General features: G+C 59.0%; 14 protein-coding genes. 12 read left to right on the forward strand and 2 right to left on the reverse strand.

The annotated features are described in order from the left end of the window. Positions 1-224: 224 nt before the first annotated feature. Genes GQR90_RS02675 through GQR90_RS02685 form a run of 3 tightly spaced genes read left to right on the forward strand, consistent with a single transcriptional unit; the run spans position 225 to position 3672 of the window. A complete protein-coding gene (locus tag GQR90_RS02675) occupies positions 225-740 on the forward strand; it encodes a hypothetical protein (protein WP_158772774.1) in 516 nt (171 codons plus the stop codon). 45 nt (positions 741-785) lie between these two features. Next, positions 786-2813: a VWA domain-containing protein gene (locus GQR90_RS02680; protein WP_158772775.1), complete on the forward strand. Its 2028-nt coding sequence runs from the start codon at positions 786-788 to the stop codon at positions 2811-2813. Further along, positions 2806-3672, forward strand: coding sequence for a class II glutamine amidotransferase (locus tag GQR90_RS02685; RefSeq protein ID WP_158772776.1), 867 nt, complete (start codon positions 2806-2808; stop codon positions 3670-3672). The genes GQR90_RS02680 and GQR90_RS02685 overlap by 8 nt, the downstream gene beginning before the upstream one ends. 162 nt (positions 3673-3834) lie before the next feature. Here GQR90_RS02685 and cysK read toward each other — a convergent pair whose 3' ends face one another. Then, complete coding sequence (gene cysK / locus GQR90_RS02690; protein WP_158772777.1) at positions 3835-4800, reverse strand: cysteine synthase A; 966 nt, start codon at positions 4798-4800, stop codon at positions 3835-3837. Between the two features lie 576 nt (positions 4801-5376). On the opposite strand from cysK, the gene GQR90_RS02695 reads away from it, so the two are divergent. From GQR90_RS02695 to GQR90_RS02720, 6 genes are all read left to right on the forward strand, one after another. Further along, the gene (locus GQR90_RS02695) at positions 5377-7110 is read left to right on the forward strand and encodes an AMP-binding protein (RefSeq protein ID WP_158772778.1); all 1734 of its coding nucleotides are present in this window, start codon (positions 5377-5379) and stop codon (positions 7108-7110) included. Positions 7111-7322: 212 nt separating this feature from the next. Beyond that, a complete protein-coding gene (gene hrpA / locus GQR90_RS02700; protein ID WP_233266402.1) occupies positions 7323-11507 on the forward strand; it encodes an ATP-dependent RNA helicase HrpA in 4185 nt (1394 codons plus the stop codon). A gap of 303 nt (positions 11508-11810) precedes the next feature. Continuing rightward, positions 11811-13046 (forward strand): beta-ketoacyl-ACP synthase III, encoded by a 1236-nt coding sequence (locus tag GQR90_RS02705; RefSeq protein WP_158772780.1) that lies wholly within the window; start codon positions 11811-11813, stop codon positions 13044-13046. A gap of 229 nt (positions 13047-13275) precedes the next feature. Further along, entirely contained in the window at positions 13276-14037 is a 762-nt protein-coding gene (locus GQR90_RS02710; RefSeq protein WP_233266403.1) for an MlaA family lipoprotein, read from the forward strand. Between the two features lie 121 nt (positions 14038-14158). Then, the gene (locus tag GQR90_RS02715) at positions 14159-15310 is read left to right on the forward strand and encodes a PP2C family protein-serine/threonine phosphatase (RefSeq protein WP_158772782.1); all 1152 of its coding nucleotides are present in this window, start codon (positions 14159-14161) and stop codon (positions 15308-15310) included. After that, a complete protein-coding gene (locus GQR90_RS02720; protein ID WP_158772783.1) occupies positions 15303-15845 on the forward strand; it encodes an STAS domain-containing protein in 543 nt (180 codons plus the stop codon). Before GQR90_RS02715 ends, GQR90_RS02720 begins: the two co-directional genes overlap by 8 nt. Positions 15846-15995: 150 nt before the next feature. On the opposite strand, the gene tal is transcribed toward GQR90_RS02720, so the two are convergent. Beyond that, positions 15996-16934, reverse strand: a complete 939-nt coding sequence (gene tal / locus GQR90_RS02725) for a transaldolase (protein WP_158772784.1) — start codon at positions 16932-16934, stop codon at positions 15996-15998. A gap of 301 nt (positions 16935-17235) precedes the next feature. Here tal and GQR90_RS02730 point away from each other — a divergent pair, with 301 nt between their 5' ends. The 3 genes from GQR90_RS02730 (at position 17236) to pstC (ending at position 20980) form a co-directional block, all read left to right on the forward strand. Further along, positions 17236-18453 (forward strand): Bcr/CflA family multidrug efflux MFS transporter, encoded by a 1218-nt coding sequence (locus GQR90_RS02730; protein WP_233266404.1) that lies wholly within the window; start codon positions 17236-17238, stop codon positions 18451-18453. A gap of 125 nt (positions 18454-18578) precedes the next feature. After that, positions 18579-19595 (forward strand): substrate-binding domain-containing protein, encoded by a 1017-nt coding sequence (locus GQR90_RS02735; RefSeq protein ID WP_158772786.1) that lies wholly within the window; start codon positions 18579-18581, stop codon positions 19593-19595. 128 nt (positions 19596-19723) lie between these two features. Beyond that, the gene (gene pstC / locus GQR90_RS02740; protein WP_158772787.1) at positions 19724-20980 is read left to right on the forward strand and encodes a phosphate ABC transporter permease subunit PstC; all 1257 of its coding nucleotides are present in this window, start codon (positions 19724-19726) and stop codon (positions 20978-20980) included. Positions 20981-20989 lie beyond the last annotated feature (9 nt).

Genomic DNA, 20989 nt, shown 5'->3' on the forward strand with positions numbered 1-20989 from the left:
TCCCGTAGCGTTCGCAAGCCCTTGCCTCGTGGTAGATGAACGCTTGAGTCACGGGTCACGAAGGCGTCGCGGCAGGGCGTCATGAACGGGATGTGTTCGTAGGGAATGAAGTCTCGACTTGGAAGCACCATCTGAAAGCGCTGATCGCCAGTTTGACCAGGCGGTTCTTTATGGAACGTGTTGATAGAACGTGTTGTTAGGTAGTTCTGACAGGAGTGAAGGGCATGATGATTTCTGATTCCCTGCCGCAGATGTGGCTGATCTATTTCGGTCTGGCAGTGGTAGTGGTGTTTTCCGGCTATATGGCGGTGCGGATATTGCCGCGCTTCATGCGCTGGCTGGTCGTCGGTGGCGTCACCGGCATGATCGCGGTCCCCGCGGGCTTTCATGTAACGGCAACCGTTCCTGCGGATAGCTATTCCGGCATGGCGCCGGCGATTGTGGCCTTTGCCGTCAGCCTGATACAGAAAGATGGCAGCGGGGCGGCATCATCTTTTGCCATGCTGGTACTCGGCACTGGAGTGGGCGTGGCGGCAGGTTTGGGTATCTGGTGGCTGGGACGTGGTCGTGAACAGCGCCGTCGTGCGGCGCAGCATCCGTCACGTCGTGCAGCTCACGATGATAAGGAAGACCAGGAAGAGGCTGTCGATAGCGGCCTGCGTGCCGAAAGCCGCGATGCGCCTGCGCGCAGTGCTGCAGCACGTCGTGCGGCGCGCGATCGTCAGGAACCTTCCCTCTGATCAGCGCTATCTGTGCACTGTCCGTGCGTGGACTAAGGATCTGTGATGCCTCGTGATGTGAATGTTTCGCCGTCTTTCCCGCGCCGCAAGTCAGAGCGCCTGAGCATGACTCTGCTCGCGTCGTTGCTGGCGAGCCTGCTGTTGAGTCCACTGGTGCAGGCGGAAGAGGCACAAGCGACGGCAGCTGCTCCTCAGCAGCAGGAAGCTGCCCCTGATCTGCGCATGGCGATTGATGTATCGGGCAGCATGAAGCACAACGACCCTGGCAACCTGCGTGCCAGTGCGTTGGACCTTCTCGTCACGCTGCTACCTGAGCGTTCACGCGCCGGGCTGTGGAGCTTCGGCGAGCAAGTACAGCCACTGCTGGCACTGGGGCCGGTCGATGGCAACTGGAAGCAGTCGGCGCGTGGCCTTGAAGGGCGTCTCGATGATTACGAGCAGTACACCGACCTGGAATCAGGGCTGCGTGCGGCTGCCGAAGGCGCTCAGGCACAGGTCAGTGGCGATGCTCCGCGGCAGATCATTCTGCTCTCCGATGGCATGGTGGATCTGCGTGAGCCTGCCGGTCAGAAGACGGCGCGCGATACTGCATCACGTCAGCGCATCATTGATGAATTGGCGCCTGCGCTTGCCCGCCACAACATCACGGTGCACACCGTGGCGCTGTCGCGTAACGCGGATATTGATCTGCTCCAGCGGATTGCGGATGCCACGGGTGGCCTGGCGAGTGTTGCCGAAACGCCGGAAGACCTGCTGCGAACCTTCCTCGCCGCGCTGGATCGCATCGTGCCCGGTGAGCAGGTGCCGCTGGAAGACAAGCGCTTCGTCATTGATGGCAGCGTGGAAGAGTTCACCGCGCTGGTCTTCCATGGCCCGAATGCCAGTGCCCCGGTGCTGATCGCCCCTGATGGTCAGCGCTATCAGTTACCCTCATTGGCCGGCGCCGGTGACCTTCCTGATGGTGTGCGCTGGGTGCACCAGCCTCGCTACGACTTGATTACCGTTGATGCCCCACAGGCTGGCGAGTGGCGTATCGACGGCCAGGTGGATGCCGATAGCCGGATTACGGTGGTCTCGGATCTGGCGCTGGTATCGCGCCCGTTGCCTGCCACGCTATACCGTGGCTTCGGCTATTCGCTGCAAGCATCGCTGGCCGATGGTGCGCGAGATATCGAGGACGAGGCTTTCCTGGCCACGCTGGACGGCAACGCACGACTGGTGCCGGAAGAGGATAGCGATGCGTTAGCGGCCGCCAACACGGCCGATGACACCCTGGGTGCGTCCATGGCTGGGGTGACCACGGCACAGCAGCGAGGACTGGAACGTGACGGTGCCGTCTTCAACGTCGATATGCCTGCTCCTCAGCAGCTGGGGGGCGCCCGCCTGACAATGACCGTGGCCGGGTATCGTGACAATGCGTCCTTTGCACGTCAGCTCAGTCAGCGCACCAGCGTGGTTGATCCGCTGCTGGTCGAGCCTGTTCCGGGGGCTGCCAACGCATCGGGCACGCCGCCGAAGGCCTTGAAGGTCATTGCGCGTCATCCACTGCTCAATACTGCCAACACCCGGTTGGTGGCCACGCTGCGAGGAGAGACGCTTTCGGTGAGTGAACAGGGCGAGCGTGAGTGGCGCATTGACCTGCCGCTTCTTGAGCGTGATGTCAGCGCTGACGTGCAGATCAGCGCCCGCGTCGAAATGGACGGTGAAGCCCGCTTCATTGATCTCGCCCCCTTCACGCTCAATGAGCGTGCGGCACGTCGCGCTGCGAATCTGGATCGCACGCCGATTGAGGGCGAAGCGTTCGGAGACGTCCAGGGTCTGGATCAGGCGGGTGAGGAGAAGGAAGACCTCAATGCACTGTTGATGAAAGGTCGCCTGCCGATTGACAAGGTACCGGCGTTGATCAATCAATGGTTTGAAGGCGCTTCACGCTTTGCCAGACATGAGGCGGAATCACCGCAAAGTCGTATGATTGCCTATGCAGTGGCCGGTGTGATTGGCCTGCTCGTGCTCATCATGCTGGTGCGTCGCCTGAAGCGTAAACCGCATTCCCGGGAGGAACCCCATGTGTGAACTGCTCGGCATGAGTGCCAATGTGCCGACCGATATCTGCTTCAGTTTCGCTGGTTTTCTACAGCGTGGCGGTGGCACGGGGCCGCATCGTGACGGCTGGGGTATCGCCTTCTATGAAGAGGGTGGTTATCGCGAATTTCGTGACCCGCACCCTTCGGTCGATTCGCCTATCGCGCGGATGATTCTGGAGTATCCGATCAAGTCGCAGATGGTGATCAGCCATATCCGGCAAGCGAACGTAGGGCAGATCACCCTGGCCAACACTCACCCGTTCACGCGTGAGTTATGGGGGCGCCAGTGGTGCTATGCCCACAATGGACAGCTGGCGGAGTGGCAGGCGCTGCCGCTGCCGTACTACCGTCCAGTAGGCAGCACTGATAGTGAACATGCCGCGTGCTTTCTGCTGGGTGAGATTCGGCGTGCCTTTCCTGAACCGCCGCAACAGTGCGTTGATCTATGGCGCCACCTACATGCGCAGTGCGAGAAACTGCGCGGAATGGGTGTCTTCAATCTACTGCTGTCAGATGGCGTACATCTGTATGCCTATTGCACGACGAAGCTTGCTCACATTACTCGTCGCGCTCCCTTCGGCAAGGCGAGTCTTACTGACTTCGAGATGAGCGTCGACTTCCAGCAGCACACCACCTGCAACGACGTGGTGTCGGTGATTGCAACAGACCCGCTGACCGATAACGAGCAGTGGGTACGCCTGTTGCCGGGGCAGCTGGTGGTCTTCCGCGAAGGCGAGTTGGTGGCGAGTCTTGGCGGTGAACTGCCGATTGAAGAAGGCGAGGGGGCGGATAGGCAGGCGACGGCGCGCCTCAAGCCAGATTGGCTGGCTACCGATGTGAGTTGCTGAGTACGCTTCAGTGAGAAGACATTCATTGATGTCTACAAATCAGAAAGGGCCGCGAATGCGGCCCTTTCCATGTCTGACAACCGTGTCTGACAACTACGCCTAACAACTACGCCTAACAACGGTGTCTAACGACTGTTCGACTAAGTGCTGGAATGCGGCATATCAGTCTTCAACTTCATCGAACATGCCAGCAAACATCGGTGAGGACAGGTAGCGCTCGCCGCTGTCCGGCAGGATGACGATGATGGATTTGTCAGCGTACGCCGGATCATCGGCCAGTCGCAGTGCCGCGATCATTGCCGCGCCACAAGAGATACCGCACATGATGCCTTCCTCTTTCATGATGCGGCGTGCCATGGCCATCGCCTCATCGCTGGCGACCGGCTCAACGCGATCGATCAGCGTCAGGTCCAGGTTGTCAGGGATGAAGTTGGCGCCAATGCCTTGAATCTTGTGCGGCGCGGGCGTGATGGACTCGCCCTTGAGGCGCTGAGTGATGATGGCGGATTCTGCCGGTTCCACTGCTACCGCTTCAAGCGTCTGGCCGCGAATCGTCTTGAAATAACGCGCGATGCCGCTGATGGTGCCGCCGGTGCCGACACCGGCCACCAGCACATCCATATCCCCATCCAGCGCGTCCCAGATCTCCGGGCCAGTGGTTTCTTCGTGGATGCGCGGATTGGCAGGATTCGAGAACTGTTGCGGAAGGAAGTAACGCTCCGGTTCTGCTTTCTGCAGTTCGCAGGCCTTGTCGATGGCGCCCTGCATCCCGAGGGCCGGATCCGTCAGTACCAGATTGGCACCCAGTGCCTTGAGTACCTTGCGGCGCTCCATGCTCATCGAGGACGGCATCGTCAGTGTCACCGGATAACCACGTGCAGCGCCGACAAAGGCCAGTGCAATGCCGGTGTTACCGGAGGTTGGCTCGACGATTTCCATACCCGGTTTGAGCGCGCCACGCTCTTCGGCATCCCACACCATGCTGGAACCGATACGGCATTTGACGGAAAACGCTGGATTACGTGCTTCCACCTTGGCGTAAAGGCGCGGGTGACTACTCAGGCGGTTGATCTTGACCAGCGGCGTGTTGCCGATGGCTAGCGAGTTATCCTGATAGATCTGTGCCATGCGAGACTCCTCTACAGATGAGCGATAAACGAAGGTGTTGCCAGATGAATAGACGCAAGGTGGAGTGCACCTTCTTCACTGGCGTTATCGCCGGATGCGCTTCAGAGTAAGGGCAAGCAAGCTACGACTCAAAGATCTGAAACGCATGACGACATGCTAGAGACCTAAAAGACCTAAATGTTGATGCGAGAGTCGTGTGTCTTTCACACCGTTGCATGCTGCGTCGCTTGAACTGTTCCCCAAGATGGCGTCGAACCAAGGTCGAATGCCTGCAATATGGTGACCTTACAAAACATCCATAAATACGAACGATGGTTTCAATCGACCGTTTTACAATGCTGAGCGTGCTGGTTAAGGTAGCGTATAACAGCGATGATGCGTCTATCATTCGTGCCACCCATTCACATGCGGGCGTGACGGCCCGATAACAACAAACGGTGCAATTCTTCGAGAGGCTGTCGATACACACAGCCGGTGTTGGTGATCGAGTCGCGTGGTGAGAAAGTTCTGCGGTGATCGATCCCATCGACTCGAGCAGGCCTGTATCCGACGAACGCAGTCATGGAGCCCATAGCCATGCGTGATGCCAATCCTGCCGCTTCTGCGGCGGCTGATAGTGCTGACAATACGAGCCCGACAGGCAGTGACGAGCTGATTCTGTGCGGCGAACCGCTTTGCGGGCTTGAGGACTACCCCTCTATTCTCGAGGTCTTTGAGGCCAGCTGTGCCAACTATGCCGACCGTCCGGCGTTCAGCTGCATGGGCAAGACGCTGAGTTATGCTGATGTGGATCGTCTGTCGCGCAACTTTGCGGCCTGGCTCGAGCATGATGCCGGGCTTGAGCCCGGCGACAGAATCGCCATCCAACTGCCAAATCTGCTGCAGTTTCCGGTGGCTGTCTTTGGTGCGCTGCGTGCGGGACTGGTCGTGGTCAATACCAATCCACTCTATACCGAGCGTGAAATGCAGCACCAGTTCCATGATTCCGGTGCCCGTGCGATCGTGATTCTGGCCAATATGGCCGACAAGCTTGAGAAGGTACTTGAGCGCACCTCGATTGAGGAGGTCATCATCACCGAGATCGGGGATCTCCATGATTTCCCCAAGCGTCCGCTGATCAATCTAGCGGTGCGTTATGTCAAGAAGATGGTGCCGGCCTATTCACTCCCTGAGGCACACGGTCTGCGCGATGTGCTCAAGCGTGGTGCGGGTCTGTCGCATGCCCGTGTCAGTCGTCAGCCGGATGATGTTGCTGCCTTGCAGTACACCGGTGGTACCACTGGCGTGGCCAAGGGCACCATGCTGACACACCGAAATCTTGTCGCGAATATGCTTCAGGCACGCGGTGTGATCAGTGATGTGCTCAAGGAGGGGCAGGAAGTGCTTATTGCGCCGTTGCCGGTCTACCATATCTACACTTTCACGGTGAATTGCCTCTACAGCATGGAAAGCGGCAACCACAGCGTGCTGATCACCAATCCTCGCGATATCGATGGCTTCATCAAGACACTGCGCGATACGCCGTTTACCGCTTTTGTCGGCCTTAACACGCTGTTCTCGGCGCTATGCCAGCGTGATGATTTCAAGGCCCTGGATTTCTCGAAGCTCAAGCTCACCATCTCCGGTGGCATGGCATTGACGCGTACCGCGGCTGAACGTTGGGAGGCCATTACCGGCTGCCCCATCGCTGAGGGTTACGGTATGACCGAGACTTCGCCCATCGTCAGCTTCAATCCCCCGCGGGAGCTGCAGCTCGGCACGATTGGTCGTCCTGTGCCGGGTACCGAGCTCAAGGTAGTTGACGCTGAAGGCGTGACGTTGGGGCGTGATCAGCCCGGTGAGCTGTGCGTGCGCGGCCCGCAGGTGATGAAGGGTTACTGGCAGCGTGAGGATGCCACCCGGGAGGCAATGGATGACGAAGGGTTCATCCGCACCGGTGATATCGCCGTTATTCAGCCGGATGGCTTCGTGCGCATTGTCGATCGCAAGAAGGACATGATCATCGTCTCCGGCTTCAATGTGTATCCGAACGAGGTTGAGGATGTCGTCTGCGGTCATCCTGATGTCGAGGAGGCGGCGGTGGTCGGCATCTCTGATGAGCAGAGCGGTGAGGCAATCAAGCTATTTGTCGTCTCACGCAACCCAGACCTTGATCGCGATACCCTGCGTACCTGGTGCAAGGAGCAGCTGGCTGGTTACAAGGTGCCGCGTTTCGTCGAATTCCGCGACGAGCTTCCCAAGAGCAATGTCGGCAAGGTACTACGCCGCGAACTGCGTGATAGTGGGAACGAGCCCACGCGCGAAGTCTGAGATGGGTGTATTGGAGAAGGGGTGTGTGTCGTGTCTGAGCCGTCCAAGGTTGGGCACGGCTGCTGGCAAGGCTACAATGAACGGCCCGTCACTTGTTGATGGGCCGTTTTGTCATTCAGGTTGCCGCGCGAGGTTATGCGTCGGTGGCCGAATTCCGAGAGTTTCCGGCCATGCACTCAGGTGCATGGCCTCTGGTTGAGAAGAGGCAGTCATTGAGCGACACCGCTACCGCACCGTCCGAACATACGCGTCTTGAGGCCCTTGCGGCTCGACTCGAACGTGCCCTGATCCGCGACCAGCGTGAACTGGGCAAGCGTCTGGCGGGGCTGCGTCGGCGCCTCAAAGAGGGCAAGCCTGTTGATCGCGCCATCAATGACATCGAGACACGGCTGGACGCCAGCATCGCTCAGCGTGCGGCTCGCGAGACGGCGTTGGCGCGCTGGCAGACACCTGCTGCGCTCAACTATCCGCCGACACTGCCGGTGGTGGAGCGCCGCGAGGATATTCTTGCCGCGCTGAGAGAGCATCAGATCGTCGTGGTGGCGGGTGAGACTGGCTCGGGCAAGACCACCCAGCTCCCCAAGCTATGTCTGGAAATGGGGCTAGGTCGCAATGGTCTGATCGGCCATACCCAGCCACGACGTCTGGCAGCGCGTTCAGTCGCTGCGCGTCTGGCGGAAGAGCTCGAGACGACGCTCGGTGAGACGATCGGTTATCAGGTGCGCTTCAACGACACCACGGGGCCGGAGACACTGGTCAAACTGATGACCGACGGCATTCTGCTGGCGGAAACCCAGCATGACCCGGATCTTAGCCGTTATGAGGCCATCATCATTGATGAGGCCCACGAGCGCAGTTTGAACATCGACTTCCTGCTCGGCTACCTCAAGCGTCTCACCGCGCGCCGGCCGGACCTCAAGGTCATCATTACCTCGGCCACCATCGATGTGGAGCGCTTCAGCCAGCATTTCGCCGCGCCTGATGGCACGCCTGCGCCGATCGTCTCGGTGACCGGACGCAATTATGCAGTGGATACCTATTATCTGCCGCTGGTACGCGATGCTGAGGACGAGGAAGACTTGAGTCTGCAGGAAGGCATTCTGCGTGCGGTGGAAGAGCTGTCGGTGATCGAGCGTGAGAAGGGCTGGCTGCAAGGTCCGCGCGATGTGCTTATCTTCTTGCCGGGCGAGCGCGAGATTCGCGCCACTGCCGATACGCTGCGCCGTGCCCAGCTACGTGATACCGAGGTACTGCCGCTGTACGCGCGCCTCTCGAATGAAGAGCAGAACCGTGTCTTCCAGCCACATCGCGGACGCCGCGTCGTGCTGGCCACCAATGTCGCCGAGACCTCGCTGACCGTGCCGGGTATTCGCTATGTCATCGACCCCGGTCTGGTACGCATCAGCCGCTATAGCTACCGCTCCAAGATTCAGCGTCTGCCGGTAGAGCCTATCAGTCAGGCCAGCGCCAACCAGCGCAAGGGGCGTTGCGGTCGTATCGCCGAGGGGCTGTGTATCCGCCTCTACAGCGAAGAAGACTTCCTCGCGCGATCGGAGTACACCGAGCCCGAGATTCAGCGCACCAATCTGGCGGCAGTCATCCTGTCGATGCTGTCGCTAAAGCTTGGCGATATCGAGAAATTCCCGTTCGTCGATGCCCCGGATTCGCGCTTTGTCAGTGATGGCTTCCGGCTATTGCGTGAGCTGGGCGCTGTCGATGAGCAAAACCGCCTGACGCGAGACGGCCGTACCCTGGCGCGGCTGCCGATTGATCCGCGCTTGTCGCGCATGGTGCTGGAAGGCGCAAGCCGCGGCTGCTTGCGCGAGGTGCTTATCATCGTCAGTGCATTGTCGATTCAAGACCCGCGTGAGCGTCCTGCCGAGAAGCGTCAGGCGGCGGATCAGGCGCATCACGAGTGGGATGACGATAGCTCTGACTTCATCAGCTGGCTCAATTTATGGGACGGTTTCGAGATTGCGCGCGATGCCCTCGGGGCCAATCCGCTGCGTCGCTGGTGCAAGGCACGCTTCCTCAACTATCTGCGGCTGCGCGAATGGCATGATACCTATCGTCAGCTCAAGCAGGTCACGCGTGATCTGGGGCTCGAGCTCACCAGTAGCCAGCATCCGCGTGAGGAAGAGGTTCAGGCCGACGTCGTCTCCAGGATACTGGCCGGACATGGTCAGGGACGGCGGCCTTCAGTCGCAATCGATGGTGAATCACTGCATCGCGCATTGCTGACGGGGCTGCTCTCCAATCTTGGCCTCAAGCAGGAGAATCGTGAGTATCTGGGCGCGCGTAATCGACGCTTCTTCGTGCACCCCGGCTCTGGCGTGGCCAAGAAGTCTCCCAAGTGGTTGATGGCGGCCGAGATGGTCGAGACGACCAAGCTTTATGCGCGTCAGGCGGCAGCGATCAAGCCTGAGTGGGTGGAGCCGCTGGCCGAGCATCTGGTCAAGCGCAGCTACAGCGAACCGCACTGGGAGATGAAGCGCGCCCAGGTCGTCGCCAGCGAGCAGGTCACGTTGTTTGGCCTGCCGATCGTGACGGCGCGCAAGGTGCACTATGGGCCGTTGGCACCGGAAGAATCGCGCGAGCTGTTCATCCGCCGTGCATTGGTCGAGGGTGAATTTCAGACGCGTGCGCCTTTCTTCGCCCACAATCGTGCCCTGATGGAAGAAGTGGGCGAGTTGGAGGCGCGTGCGCGCAAGCGTGACATCCTCGTCGATGAAGAAACGCTCTTCAGCTTCTATGCCGAGCGCATTCCTGCCGGTATCTACAACGGCCGTAGTTTCGATACCTGGCGCAAGGATGCCGAGCAGGATAATCCCGACGTCCTGCATCTGAATCTCGATGACTTGATGGCACGCGATGCCGGTGAGGTGACGGCGGCGCGTTATCCGGAGCAGCTAAATCACAACAGCGTGGCTTATCCGCTCAGTTACCACTTCTCGCCGGGTGCTATCGATGATGGCGTGACCATGATAGTGCCGGCGGCGATGCTGTCTCAGCTGCCGCGCTACCGCATCGAATGGCTGGTGCCGGGCTTGTTGAGGGACAAGGCGATCGCGCTGATGAAGTCACTGCCCAAGCAGTATCGCAAGCAGGTGGTGCCTATCCCCAACTGGGTCGATGCCGCGCTTGAGGCACTCACGCCGGACGATGTGCCATTGACCAGCGCGCTGGGCGAGTTCATGCGCATGAAGACAGGCCTGCGCCTACCAGAAGATGCCTGGCAGCCCGCGGCGTTGGAGCCGCACCTGTTCATGAATCTGCGTATCGTCGATCAGGATGGCAAGGTGCTGGGGGAAGGACGGGATCTGGAAGCCCTGGAAGCACGCTTCAAGGATTCTGCCGCCGCCGCGGCGCGTGCCATGGCCAATCGTAGCCGCGACACCACCAGTGAGGTGCTGGAGGACTTGCCAGACACACCGATGGCTACCTCGCACAGCACCACGCAAGCCGGTATCCGTGTCGAAGCCTATCCTGCGTTGGTAGTCCGCGCGATGCAGGAAGAGGGTGCCGACCCTGGTGCCGGCATGAGTGCCAAGCAGCGCAAGCTGGCACGCAAGACTGGCAAGAACAGTGCGCCTTCCAGCCACTCTCCAACCGCATCTTCCACTCAACAGCAGGGCGAGCCAAGGCTGGCGGTCGAGCTGTTTGATCATCCAGCCAAGGCGGCTGCCGCGCATCGCGACGGTATTACGCGTCTGGCAATGGCGCGCCTGCCGGAGCAGGTTCGCTATCTTGACAAGGATATGAAGGCGCTTGAGCGCTGCGCGCTGCTGTTTGCCAAGGTCGGCACGCGCCGTCAGCTGGCAGATGACTTCATCTACAGCGTATTCGAGCAGGTGATGGCGGTTGAGCCGCTGCCGCGCTCACGCGGTGAGTTGCAGGCGCGCCTGGATGATCGGCGTGCCGAACTGGTACCGCATGCTGAAGCCTTGATCAAGCCGCTTGAGGCGGCATTGAAGCAGCATCTGGAACTCTCCAAGCGCCTCAAGGGCAAGATCGATTTCTCGATGGCGCTGGTGGTGGCAGATCTCAAGGTCCAGCAAGAGCGGCTGATACACCCCGGTTTCATCCGTGAAGCGGGCGAATGGCTGCATCAGCTGCCGCGCTATGTGGAAGCGATGTTGATCCGCCTCGACAAGGCGCCGCGAGAGCGAATGCGGGATCAGCGTGACATGGAAGAGGTCAAGGGCTTCGAGTCGCGCTTTGATACGCGATTGAACAAAGTCCGCGATCAAGGTCTGCCTGATCCAGAGTTGGATGATTTTGGCTGGTGGCTGCAGGAGCTACGCGTGTCGCTGTTTGCCCAGCAACTCGGCACGCTGGATACGGTCTCGGCCAAACGTCTCGAGAAGCGCTGGCAGGAACTGATGGCACGACGCTGAGCCACCGTCTGTCAACTCGGTGGAGGCAGTGCGTGGCATGACAGGCTTGCGTGACCCGTGCGTGGAGGCAGAATGGGCCGGGATGGCCCATTCTGATGACAGGAGCTGCTGTTCAAGCTCCAGCTTATCTAGTGATGGATGTGTCGCTCAGGCGTCTGTCGGTGACGATACGGCGTACACTGAAGACACGATAGAGAGAATGGCAATGCCGGTGCCGTCGGCAGGCCGCGACAGGCGATTGCCCTCACCATCACTCACACAATGGGCGGTCTTCGATGAAGTACCGCTGTCAGGAGTGAATGCATGCCCAGCAATGACAATACCTGCCATACCACAAGCGATGACCGTCAGGGCTCTGCAGGTGGCAATCATCGAGTGCTGATCACCGGTACTGGGCTATATACCCCGCAAAATGCCATCAGTAATGAGGCGCTGGTCGCCTCTTTCAATGCCTGGGTCGCGGCGGACAATGCCGCCAACAGTGATGCCATCGCACGTGGTGAGCTTACGGCGCGTACTGAATCAAGTGCCGAGTTCATCGTCAAGGCATCAGGTATTCATAGTCGCTACGTACTGGATGCCGAGGGTATTCTTGACCCTGAGCGGATGCGGCCGTGTTTGCCCGCCCGCGCTAATGACCAGCCCTCCATCCAATGTGAGATGGGCGTGTCTGCCGCGCGTGAGGCGCTGGAGACTGCTGGCGTGAAGGCTGAGGATCTTGATCTGGTGATCGTGGCTTGCTCGAATCTTGAGCGCCCATATCCTGCCGTAGCAGTGGAGTTGCAGGCCGCGCTGGCGGCGGGTGGTTATGCCTTCGATATGAACGTGGCGTGTAGCTCCGCCACGTTCGGTATCGAGATGGCAGCCAACGCGATCCGCAGTGGTAGCGCCAAGCGTGTGCTGATGGTCAATCCTGAAATCTGCAGTGCACATCTCAACTTTCGTGATCGTGATAGTCACTTCATCTTCGGCGATGCCTGCACTGCTGTCGTGTTGGAGGCCGCCGATGTCGCCACGCGCACTGATGGTTTCGAAGTGCTGGGGTCGCGGCTGGTTACTCGTTTTTCCAATGCCATTCGTAATAATTTTGGTTTCCTCAACCGCGCCGCCGCTCTTGATGATGGTATCGCTGAAGCCGCAGCGATCGGTGACTCTGAGGTCACAGCCGAGCAATCGAACGACAAGCTGTTCATCCAGGAAGGACGTCGTGTGTTTCGCGAGGTCTGCCCGCTAGTCGCCGAACTGATTACCACGCACCTGGGCGATATTGACGCCGTGGGTAGTGATCTGGATCGAATGTGGCTGCATCAGGCTAACCGCCATATGAATGACATGATTGCGCGGCGTGTGCTGGGTCGTGACCCTTCTGAACTGGAAGCGCCGATCATCCTTGATCGCTATGCCAATACCAGCTCAGCGGGCTCCGTGATCGCCTTCCACTTGCACCATGATGACTTGGCTGCGGGAAGCCTGGGTGTGCTGTGTTCATTCGGCGCAGGTTATAGTGCTGGCAGCGTGCTGTTGAAGCGCTGCGGCTGAAGTAGATCATTGTGTGGGGCGGACGCCCTACGCTGGCTCTTGGTCGGCGCGAAACGTATAAAGAAGACCGAAGATGAGTGCCGAGGCAGCCAGGGGGTGGTCTCGGCATGCTCTGAACGGGCGGGGTAGTTGGCTTGCAGGTATGTGCTGGTGCTCGCTCGCAAGCTGGCTCGTGAATGCAAGGGTGCTGATGATACGGCCGGTTTCAAACAGACTTACAGGTGACACGATGAGTACGATCAAGACTTCCCTGCCGGCACTGCTGGCCATGTCTCTGCTGGCTGGTTGTGCCAGTACAGGAGATAGTGAGCCGAATCCCCAGGATCCGTGGGAGGGCTTCAACCGTAATGTCTATACCTTCAATGACACGCTGGATCGTTATGCGCTCAAGCCGGTCGCCCAGGGATATGATTATGTGACACCGGTGCTGGTACAGGATGGCGTCGGTAATTTCTTCTCCAATCTTGGCGAAATCAGCACCATGTTCAACTCGGTGCTGCAGTGGAAATGGGCCAATGCGGGTATCTCCACCGGGCGCCTGTTGCTCAACTCCACTGTGGGTATCGCTGGATTGTTCGACCCGGCTACCGAGCTTGGCTGGACGGTAGACGACGAGGATTTTGGACAGACGCTGGCTGTCTGGGGCACTGGGCAGGGACCGTACCTGATGCTGCCGTTGTTGGGCCCGAGTACTCTGCGTGATACAGCGGGTCTGCCGGTGGATTACTTCGCTGATCCCGTCAATTACATCGAAGAAGACAAGGTTCGCTATGGTCTGGACGTCTTGAACCTGGTGGATACCCGTGCCGGATTGCTGGAACAGGAAAAGCTGATCCAGGGAGACCGCTACAGCTTTATTCGTGACGCCTATCTGCAGCGTCGTAACTTCGACATTCTCGATGGCAAGCTGGGCGATGATCCCTTTGCCAGCGATAGCTTCGATGACGCAGATCTCGACGGCGCCTTTGCACCGGAAGATGACAGCCAGTAGGCGGTTTCTGTCTCGATATGGCTATCTGACAGCGCTGTCATGAGGTCCTGCCTTCGGGCTTCAAGACTATCCCGAAGGCAAGGCTCAAGATTGTTTCGACTGACTGGCACGAGAGGCTGGCATGACGGATGAGCAAGGCAAGCGTCTGTTGATCGGTCTGATTGACCTACCCGGCGCGCGACGCGATTCATTGGCGACAGTATTGACGGATGACCGCTGTGCAGTCGCCGCCTGCGATAGCATTGCGTCGCTACCCAGCGGTGTTGCGGTGGTGGTGGCACATGTCGAGGCGGTCGTGAGCCACGACTGGGCTCGGCTTGCCGAGCGGCTGCCGACCGTAGTGGTGGCTGAGACCCGCGGCGATGAATGTCTGCTGCCGGCGGTGGAGGCGGGGCTGGTGGACTACCTGATTTCGCCACGTGAGCACGGCTCGGTACTCCGCACTCTGCTTAAACGGGCGGCGGAGCATCACCAGTTGGCGCATGAGCATGCCAAGGCACGTGCGCGTCTTGAGGAGCTCAATGAGCATCTTGAGACGCACCTGGCACTATTGCGTCAGGACCAACAGGCCGGTGGGCAGATTCAGCAGCGGCTATTGCCCGAGAGTGGTCAGCACGTCAATGGCGTGTGCTATGAGTATTGTCTCTCTCCGTCGCTATACCTTTCGGGTGACTTTCTCGAGTATCAGGCGGTCGACGCGCGTTTCAGCCTGTTCTATTTCGCTGATGTCTCTGGGCATGGTGCATCGTCAGCGTTCGTGACGGTGTTGCTCAAGCTGTTGTTCGCGCGTGCGATACGCCACTGGGATGAGCATACGCCGGAGACTTTTGGCCCCGAGTGGCTGGCACTGCTCAACCGTGAGCTGCTCGACAGTGGTATCGGTAAGCATGCCACCGTACTGTGTGGCGTGATTGATCGCGAGACACGTACGTTGCACTACACGCTGGGGGCACAGCTACCGATGCCAGTACTAGTGACACCGGATGGCGCTCTGCACGTGCTGGAAGGGGGAGGGCGGCCGGTCGGCCTCTTCCCAGGGACCCACTATCCGGCGTATCGTGTGGCGCTTCCTGCGCGCTTTCGCCTGTGGCTGGCCAGTGATGGAGTACTGGAATGCCTGCCCGGGGAGGCGCTGGAAGATAGAACACGAGCACTGCATCAACGGATACTGAGCAGTGATGATGTGCAGGGATTGCGCCGCGGACTGGCGCTGGATGGTGAGTTGCCGGATGACCTTACCCTGATGACGCTGACAGGATTCCATGATGGATGAAGGACGTATCCAGGCCGTGTTTGACGATGGCCTGTTCGTGCTCAAGCTGTCCGGTGATGTGCGCCTGACACTGTGCGCCACGCTGGACCAGCAGGTGCAGCGCGTGGCTGCGGTCGATGGGCTGGAAAGTGTGATCATCGATCTGCGTGAAGCGACGAATGTCGATTCCACTGCGCTGGGCTTTCTCGCCAAGCTGGCACTGGCGGTGCGCGATCGCCTGGTACTGCCGGCGCAGGTCGTCGCCACTCATCCTGACGTCTTGACCATGCTCAAGGTGATGGGATTCGACGAGGTAGCCAGTGTCGTGGACGCCAATGAATTGCCCGCGGCAGAGCAGGCGGGGCTTGACTCTACCAGCTGCTGTGATGATATGCCGTTGGCCGAGCCATCCTCCGAAATGCAGGAGGAAGGTGAGCTGCGTGGACGTATCCTCGAAGCGCATCGCCTACTGATGTGTCTGAATGGACACAATCGCCTTCAGTTCCAGCCGCTGATCGAGTTGTTGGAGAGCGAAGAGCAGCGTCAGCCGCACTGAGTCTGCCAGCATGGCGACCTTGCGCAGGAGGAGTCACTCCAACGGAAAACGCCTGCCGTGACTCACGGCAGGCGTTTTTGGTCTTGGTACCTTTATCTCGGTGCATTCGTTCCTATGCTGCTCATTTCAGTGCAGCGGGGCTCGATGTGCTCAGTGCTGACGCAGCTCAGCCAGTAGCGTCTCAAGCTTGCGCTGGTCGGCCATGAACTTGCGGATACCTTCGCCCAGCTTCTCGGTCGCCATGGCATCTTCATTCATGGCCCAGCGGAAGTCAGATTCGCTAAGCGCTTCCTGTACGTTGCTCTCGGCATCTACCGGGATCAGGCGACGCGTCAGCGGCCCGCTAGTCTCGGCCAGTTCACCCAACAGTGCCGGAGAGATGGTCAGGCGATCACAACCGGCCAGTGCTTCGATCTCGCCAGTATTACGGAAGCTTGCGCCCATCACGATGGTCTTGTAGCCATGACCCTTGTAGTAGTCGTAGATCGACTTGACTGATTGCACGCCCGGATCATTGTCGCCGCTGAAATCGGCGCTTGGCTGCTGAGCCTTGTGCCAGTCGAGGATACGGCCAACGAAGGGCGAAATCAGGGTCACGCCGGCATCAGCACACGCCTGGGCCTGCGCAAAATTGAACAGTAAGGTCAGGTTAGTACGGATGCCTTCGCGTTCGAGTTTCTCGGCAGCGCGAATACCTTCCCAGGTAGAGGCAGTCTTGATCAGGATACGTTCCTGGCCGACACCATTTGCAGCGTAACGCTCAATGATGCGATGGGCGCGACGAATGGTTTCGTCGGTATCAAAGGACAGGCGAGCACTGACTTCGGTAGAGACGTAACCCGGTACCAGACCCGCGATTTCGGTACCGATATCCACGGCCACGGCGTCGACAGCGTCATCGATATCAGTCGCTTTGCGAGCCACTTCAGTGAGGCGCTCACGGCGTGATGGATCCTGTGCCGCCTGCAGGATCAGTGACGGGTTAGTGGTAGCATCGGTAGGGGAGAAACGGCGGATAGCATCGAGATCACCGGTGTCAGCGACCACGGTCGTCATTTCCTTGAGCTGGGAGAGCTTGTCCTGGGCCATGCAAGATTTTCCTGTGCTGAGCGCGAGCCGCCTGATGGCGACAAGCATGAAGAGGTAAGGCGTGACGGGCAGGGCAATCGTGTCGCCTTCTACCAGTGAATCTCGAAAAGTGTGCAATGAGATAGTTGATGTAAAAGTTATCACACTCATGTGACATTCATCACGTGGATACTCTCACTGTACCAATTGTGTGGCGGCTCGCCCACTGTCGTTATCTGACGGCAGGGGCGTCTACCTTCAGGTAGAGCTTGCTTGTGAAACTACTGCTTTTATTGTCGCCATGAATATTCCGGGAGGGAATGTGGATAAGCGTCAAACCCGACAGCTGGCCTTGTTGGTTGCTGCCAATACCGCACTGGCTCCATTGGCCATTGATGCCTACCTGCCAGCATTGCCAGCGATGGCGGACGATCTCGGCACCACGGTGCACTATACCGAATTGTCGCTTTCGATCTTCTTGCTCGGGTTTTCGCTGGGCCAGCTGATCTTCGGGCCTCTGTCGGATCGCATCGGGCGCAAGCCGGTATTGCTGTCGGGAATTGCGGTATTCCTGTTGGCGAGCCTCGCCATCACCCAGGTCGATAGCCTTGAAGGCCTGTGGGCCTTGCGCTTCGTGCAGGCACTTGGCGGTGGTGCATCGGTGGTCAACTCCTCGGCGATCGTGCGCGACTGCTTCAGAGGTCGCGAGGCCGCCAAGGTGCTCTCGACCGTGGCAGTGATCATGATGCTGGCACCACTGATTGCTCCCGCGATCGGCAGTCTGCTGTTGGGGCTGGCAGGATGGTGGTTGATCTTTGCCTTCCTGGCAGCCTACGCCGCCTTTCTGCTGGTGGTGCTGCCATTGCGCTTACCGGAAACCCGCCGCACGCCTGAGGAGAATGAACTGCCTGCCAGTCTTGCTCAGGTCGCTCGCGATTACGCCAGCGTGTTACGGCATGGGCCGGCGATGGGATATGCCGTGACGCAGGCGATGGGCTTTGGCGGCATGTTCGCCTTCATCACGGCCTCGCCTTACGTGTATATGGAACACTTCGGTGTGACGGCGGCGTGGTATCCGGCACTGTTTGGCGCCAATATCCTGTTCATGTTCACCGCCAATCGAGTCAATGTACGCTTGTTGTCACACTATTCTTCCCCTCGGTTGTTGCGTATCGGTATCGGTATTCAACTGATGGCGGCAGTTCTGTTGGTCACGATGCTGGCACTGGGGCTGGATCGCCTGGCGATCATCGCGCCCTTGCTGATGGTCTTCGTAGGGGCCAATGGCATGGTGGCTCCCAATGCGATCTCCTCCGCGCTGGAATATTTCCCGCGCATCAGTGCCACGGCCAATGCACTGATCGGGAGCCTGCAGTTTGCCAGTGGTGCCTTGATCGGGATGCTGATTGCAGGCCTGGCCTTGAACAGTCTTTGGCCGATGGTCCTTGGCATGCTGGCAACGGCACTGGTCAGCAATATCCTGCTGCGAGTGCTGGCAGGGCGGCGCGCTCTGGCACGACATGAGCCGATAGAAGCATAAGCGTTCTTGCATTGTCCCAAGTTGCCTCGGCTGTCACACAGTTGTCATGAATGCTTGGCAAGGTACTCCCTGTAGACAAGAAGCCAACACTCAGTGGCTCATTCTTTTCGCAAGGAGTTTCAGGCATGCAGGCGTTCCTCAAAACGGGTATTGCAGTCGCGGTCATGGCCGCTTCCATCAGCGCAGCACAAGCACGTGAGCAGCTGCGTATTGTTGGCTCTTCCACGGTTTATCCGTTCTCCAGCTATGTGGCTGAAGAACTGGGCGCTACCAGCGACTTCCCGACGCCGGTCATCGAGTCCACCGGTTCCGGTGGTGGCATGAAGCTCTTCTGTGAAGGTGTGGGCGACAACACGCCGGACATTACCAACGCGTCTCGTCGTATGAAGACTTCCGAGTTTGAACGTTGCGCAGACAATGGCATCACCGACATCACCGAAGCCAAGATCGGCTTCGACGGTATCGCGTTCGCTCAGTCTGTCGATAACGGCAACATCAACCTGACCCGTGAGCAGATCGCCATGGCCGTGGCCGCCCAGGTCCCGGTCGATGGCAAGCTGGTCGACAATCCCTACATGAAGTGGTCTGACATCGACAATTCGCTGCCGGATCGCAAGATCACTGTCTACGGGCCGCCTTCTACTTCTGGTACGCGTGATGCGTTCGAAGAGCTGGTGATGGAAGTTGCCACTGAAGACATGGAAGGTTACGGCGGCGAAGGCTATACCAATATCCGCCAGGATGGTCACTACATCGCTTCCGGCGAGAACGATAACCTGATCATCCAGAAGCTGACGGAAAACACGGCAGCCTTCGGGATCTTCGGCTACTCCTTCCTCGAAGAGAATGCTGACAAGGTCGTGGGAGCTTCCATCGACGGTGTTGAGCCGGAAGCTGATGCCATCTCCTCTGGTGAGTATCCGGTCTCCCGCTCCTTGTTCTACTACATCAAGAACCAGCACAAGGATGACGTTCCTGCGCAGGAAGCCTACAACACGCTGTTCATGAGCGAGAAGATGATCGGTGAACTGGGCTACCTCAAGGGGATTGGCTTGATCCCGCTGCCGAAGGCAGAGCGTGAAGCCCTGCGTCAGCAGGTCGAGAGCCGTACCCAGCTGACCTTGGCTGACCTCAAGAAGTAATTGACGCAGCTGACCCTCGACGCGGCCGGCTGCCAATGGCAGCCGGCCCGTTTGCATGATTGCCCGCGGGCCTGTTTGAAGGCCATTGGCCTCAATCCCGCGGACAGCGCGACTCCGGGACCCGAAAGATGCAGACCCAGCAGATCTTTCTCTTCTTTATAGGCATCGTGGTGTTGTTTGGCCTCGCAGCCTTCTTCATCGGCCGCGGCAAGGCACAGAAAGTGCGTGCCGGCGGTGCCGAGATGTATGCCCAGCCTGATCAATACGGCTGGTTCACGGCGATCTCCAGTGCTGGTCCCGCCATTCTGGTCGGTCTGGCAGCGGTGATCGCCATCGCGACCACTGGCATCGACATCGAAGGCTTCACGCTGTTGGCGACCTGCCTGGTCGTGGCGGGGCTTGGTCTGATGCTGGGACTGTATCTGGTCAAACCCGACTTTCATGCGCGCACCGCCATTGAGACGCTGATTCGTTATGTTCTGATCGGGGCGGCGATGATTTCCATCGTCACTACGTTCGGCATTCTGATCTCCATCGTCTTCGAGGCCATTCGCTTCTTCCAGATGGAAAGCTTCTGGACCTTCATTACGGGCACTACCTGGGATCCGGGTAACAGCTTCCAGCTGTCCGCGGGTCGTGGCGAGGGTGTCGAGAGTACTGCCAACTTCGGTGCGGTACCGCTGTTTGCCGGTACCTTCATGATCACCTTGATCGCGATGCTGGTCGCCATTCCCATTGGCCTGCTGGCAGCGGTCTACATGGCAGAGTTCGCTCCCGCCAATGTGCGCACCATTGCCAAGCCGGTATTGGAAGTGCTCGCGGGTATCCCGACCGTGGTCTATGGCTTCTTTGCTGCCATCAGCGTTGCGCCGCTCGTCGTGGATATCTTCTCGCCGCTGGGCTTTGATGCGTCTTACAACAATGCGCTGGCGCCCGGTCTGGTCATGGGCATCATGATCATTCCCTTCATCTCTTCACTCTCCGATGACGTCATCACGTCAGTGCCTGACACCATGCGTCAGGGGTCGCTGGCACTGGGCATGACGCATGGAGAGACCATTCGTAACGTCATTCTGCCGGCTGCACTGCCGGGCATCATCTCGGCTTCATTGCTGGCGGTATCACGTGCGTTGGGTGAGACGATGATCGTGGTCATGGCAGCCGGTATGCGTCCGAATCTGACGGCCAACCCGCTGGAAGACATGACGACCGTCACGGTGCGTATCGTTGCTGCATTGACTGGCGATCAAGAATTCGCCAGCGCCGAAACGCTGTCAGCCTTCGCGCTGGGGCTGGTGCTGTTCGTGGTCACTCTGCTGCTCAACATGGTGTCGGTGATCTTGATTCGCCGCTTCCGTGAGAAGTACAGCGCCAATAACCTGTGAGGCCGAGAC

It is taken from the genome of Cobetia sp. L2A1, from assembly GCF_009796845.1.
In the GTDB taxonomy this organism is placed as follows: Bacteria; Pseudomonadota; Gammaproteobacteria; order Pseudomonadales; family Halomonadaceae; genus Cobetia.

What these genes read in the sequence shown, in the direction of transcription:
- GQR90_RS02675 (WP_158772774.1), top strand. Translation starts at nt 225, where the DNA reads ATGATGATTTCTGATTCCCTGCCGCAGATGTGGCTGATCTATTTCGGT.
- GQR90_RS02680 (WP_158772775.1), top strand. Translation starts at nt 786, where the DNA reads ATGCCTCGTGATGTGAATGTTTCGCCGTCTTTCCCGCGCCGCAAGTCA.
- GQR90_RS02685 (WP_158772776.1), top strand. Translation starts at nt 2,806, where the DNA reads ATGTGTGAACTGCTCGGCATGAGTGCCAATGTGCCGACCGATATCTGC.
- cysK (WP_158772777.1), bottom strand. Translation starts at nt 4,800, where the DNA reads ATGGCACAGATCTATCAGGATAACTCGCTAGCCATCGGCAACACGCCG.
- GQR90_RS02695 (WP_158772778.1), top strand. Translation starts at nt 5,377, where the DNA reads ATGCGTGATGCCAATCCTGCCGCTTCTGCGGCGGCTGATAGTGCTGAC.
- GQR90_RS02705 (WP_158772780.1), top strand. Translation starts at nt 11,811, where the DNA reads ATGCCCAGCAATGACAATACCTGCCATACCACAAGCGATGACCGTCAG.
- GQR90_RS02710 (WP_233266403.1), top strand. Translation starts at nt 13,276, where the DNA reads ATGAGTACGATCAAGACTTCCCTGCCGGCACTGCTGGCCATGTCTCTG.
- GQR90_RS02715 (WP_158772782.1), top strand. Translation starts at nt 14,159, where the DNA reads ATGACGGATGAGCAAGGCAAGCGTCTGTTGATCGGTCTGATTGACCTA.
- GQR90_RS02720 (WP_158772783.1), top strand. Translation starts at nt 15,303, where the DNA reads ATGGATGAAGGACGTATCCAGGCCGTGTTTGACGATGGCCTGTTCGTG.
- tal (WP_158772784.1), bottom strand. Translation starts at nt 16,934, where the DNA reads ATGGCCCAGGACAAGCTCTCCCAGCTCAAGGAAATGACGACCGTGGTC.
- GQR90_RS02735 (WP_158772786.1), top strand. Translation starts at nt 18,579, where the DNA reads ATGCAGGCGTTCCTCAAAACGGGTATTGCAGTCGCGGTCATGGCCGCT.
- pstC (WP_158772787.1), top strand. Translation starts at nt 19,724, where the DNA reads ATGCAGACCCAGCAGATCTTTCTCTTCTTTATAGGCATCGTGGTGTTG.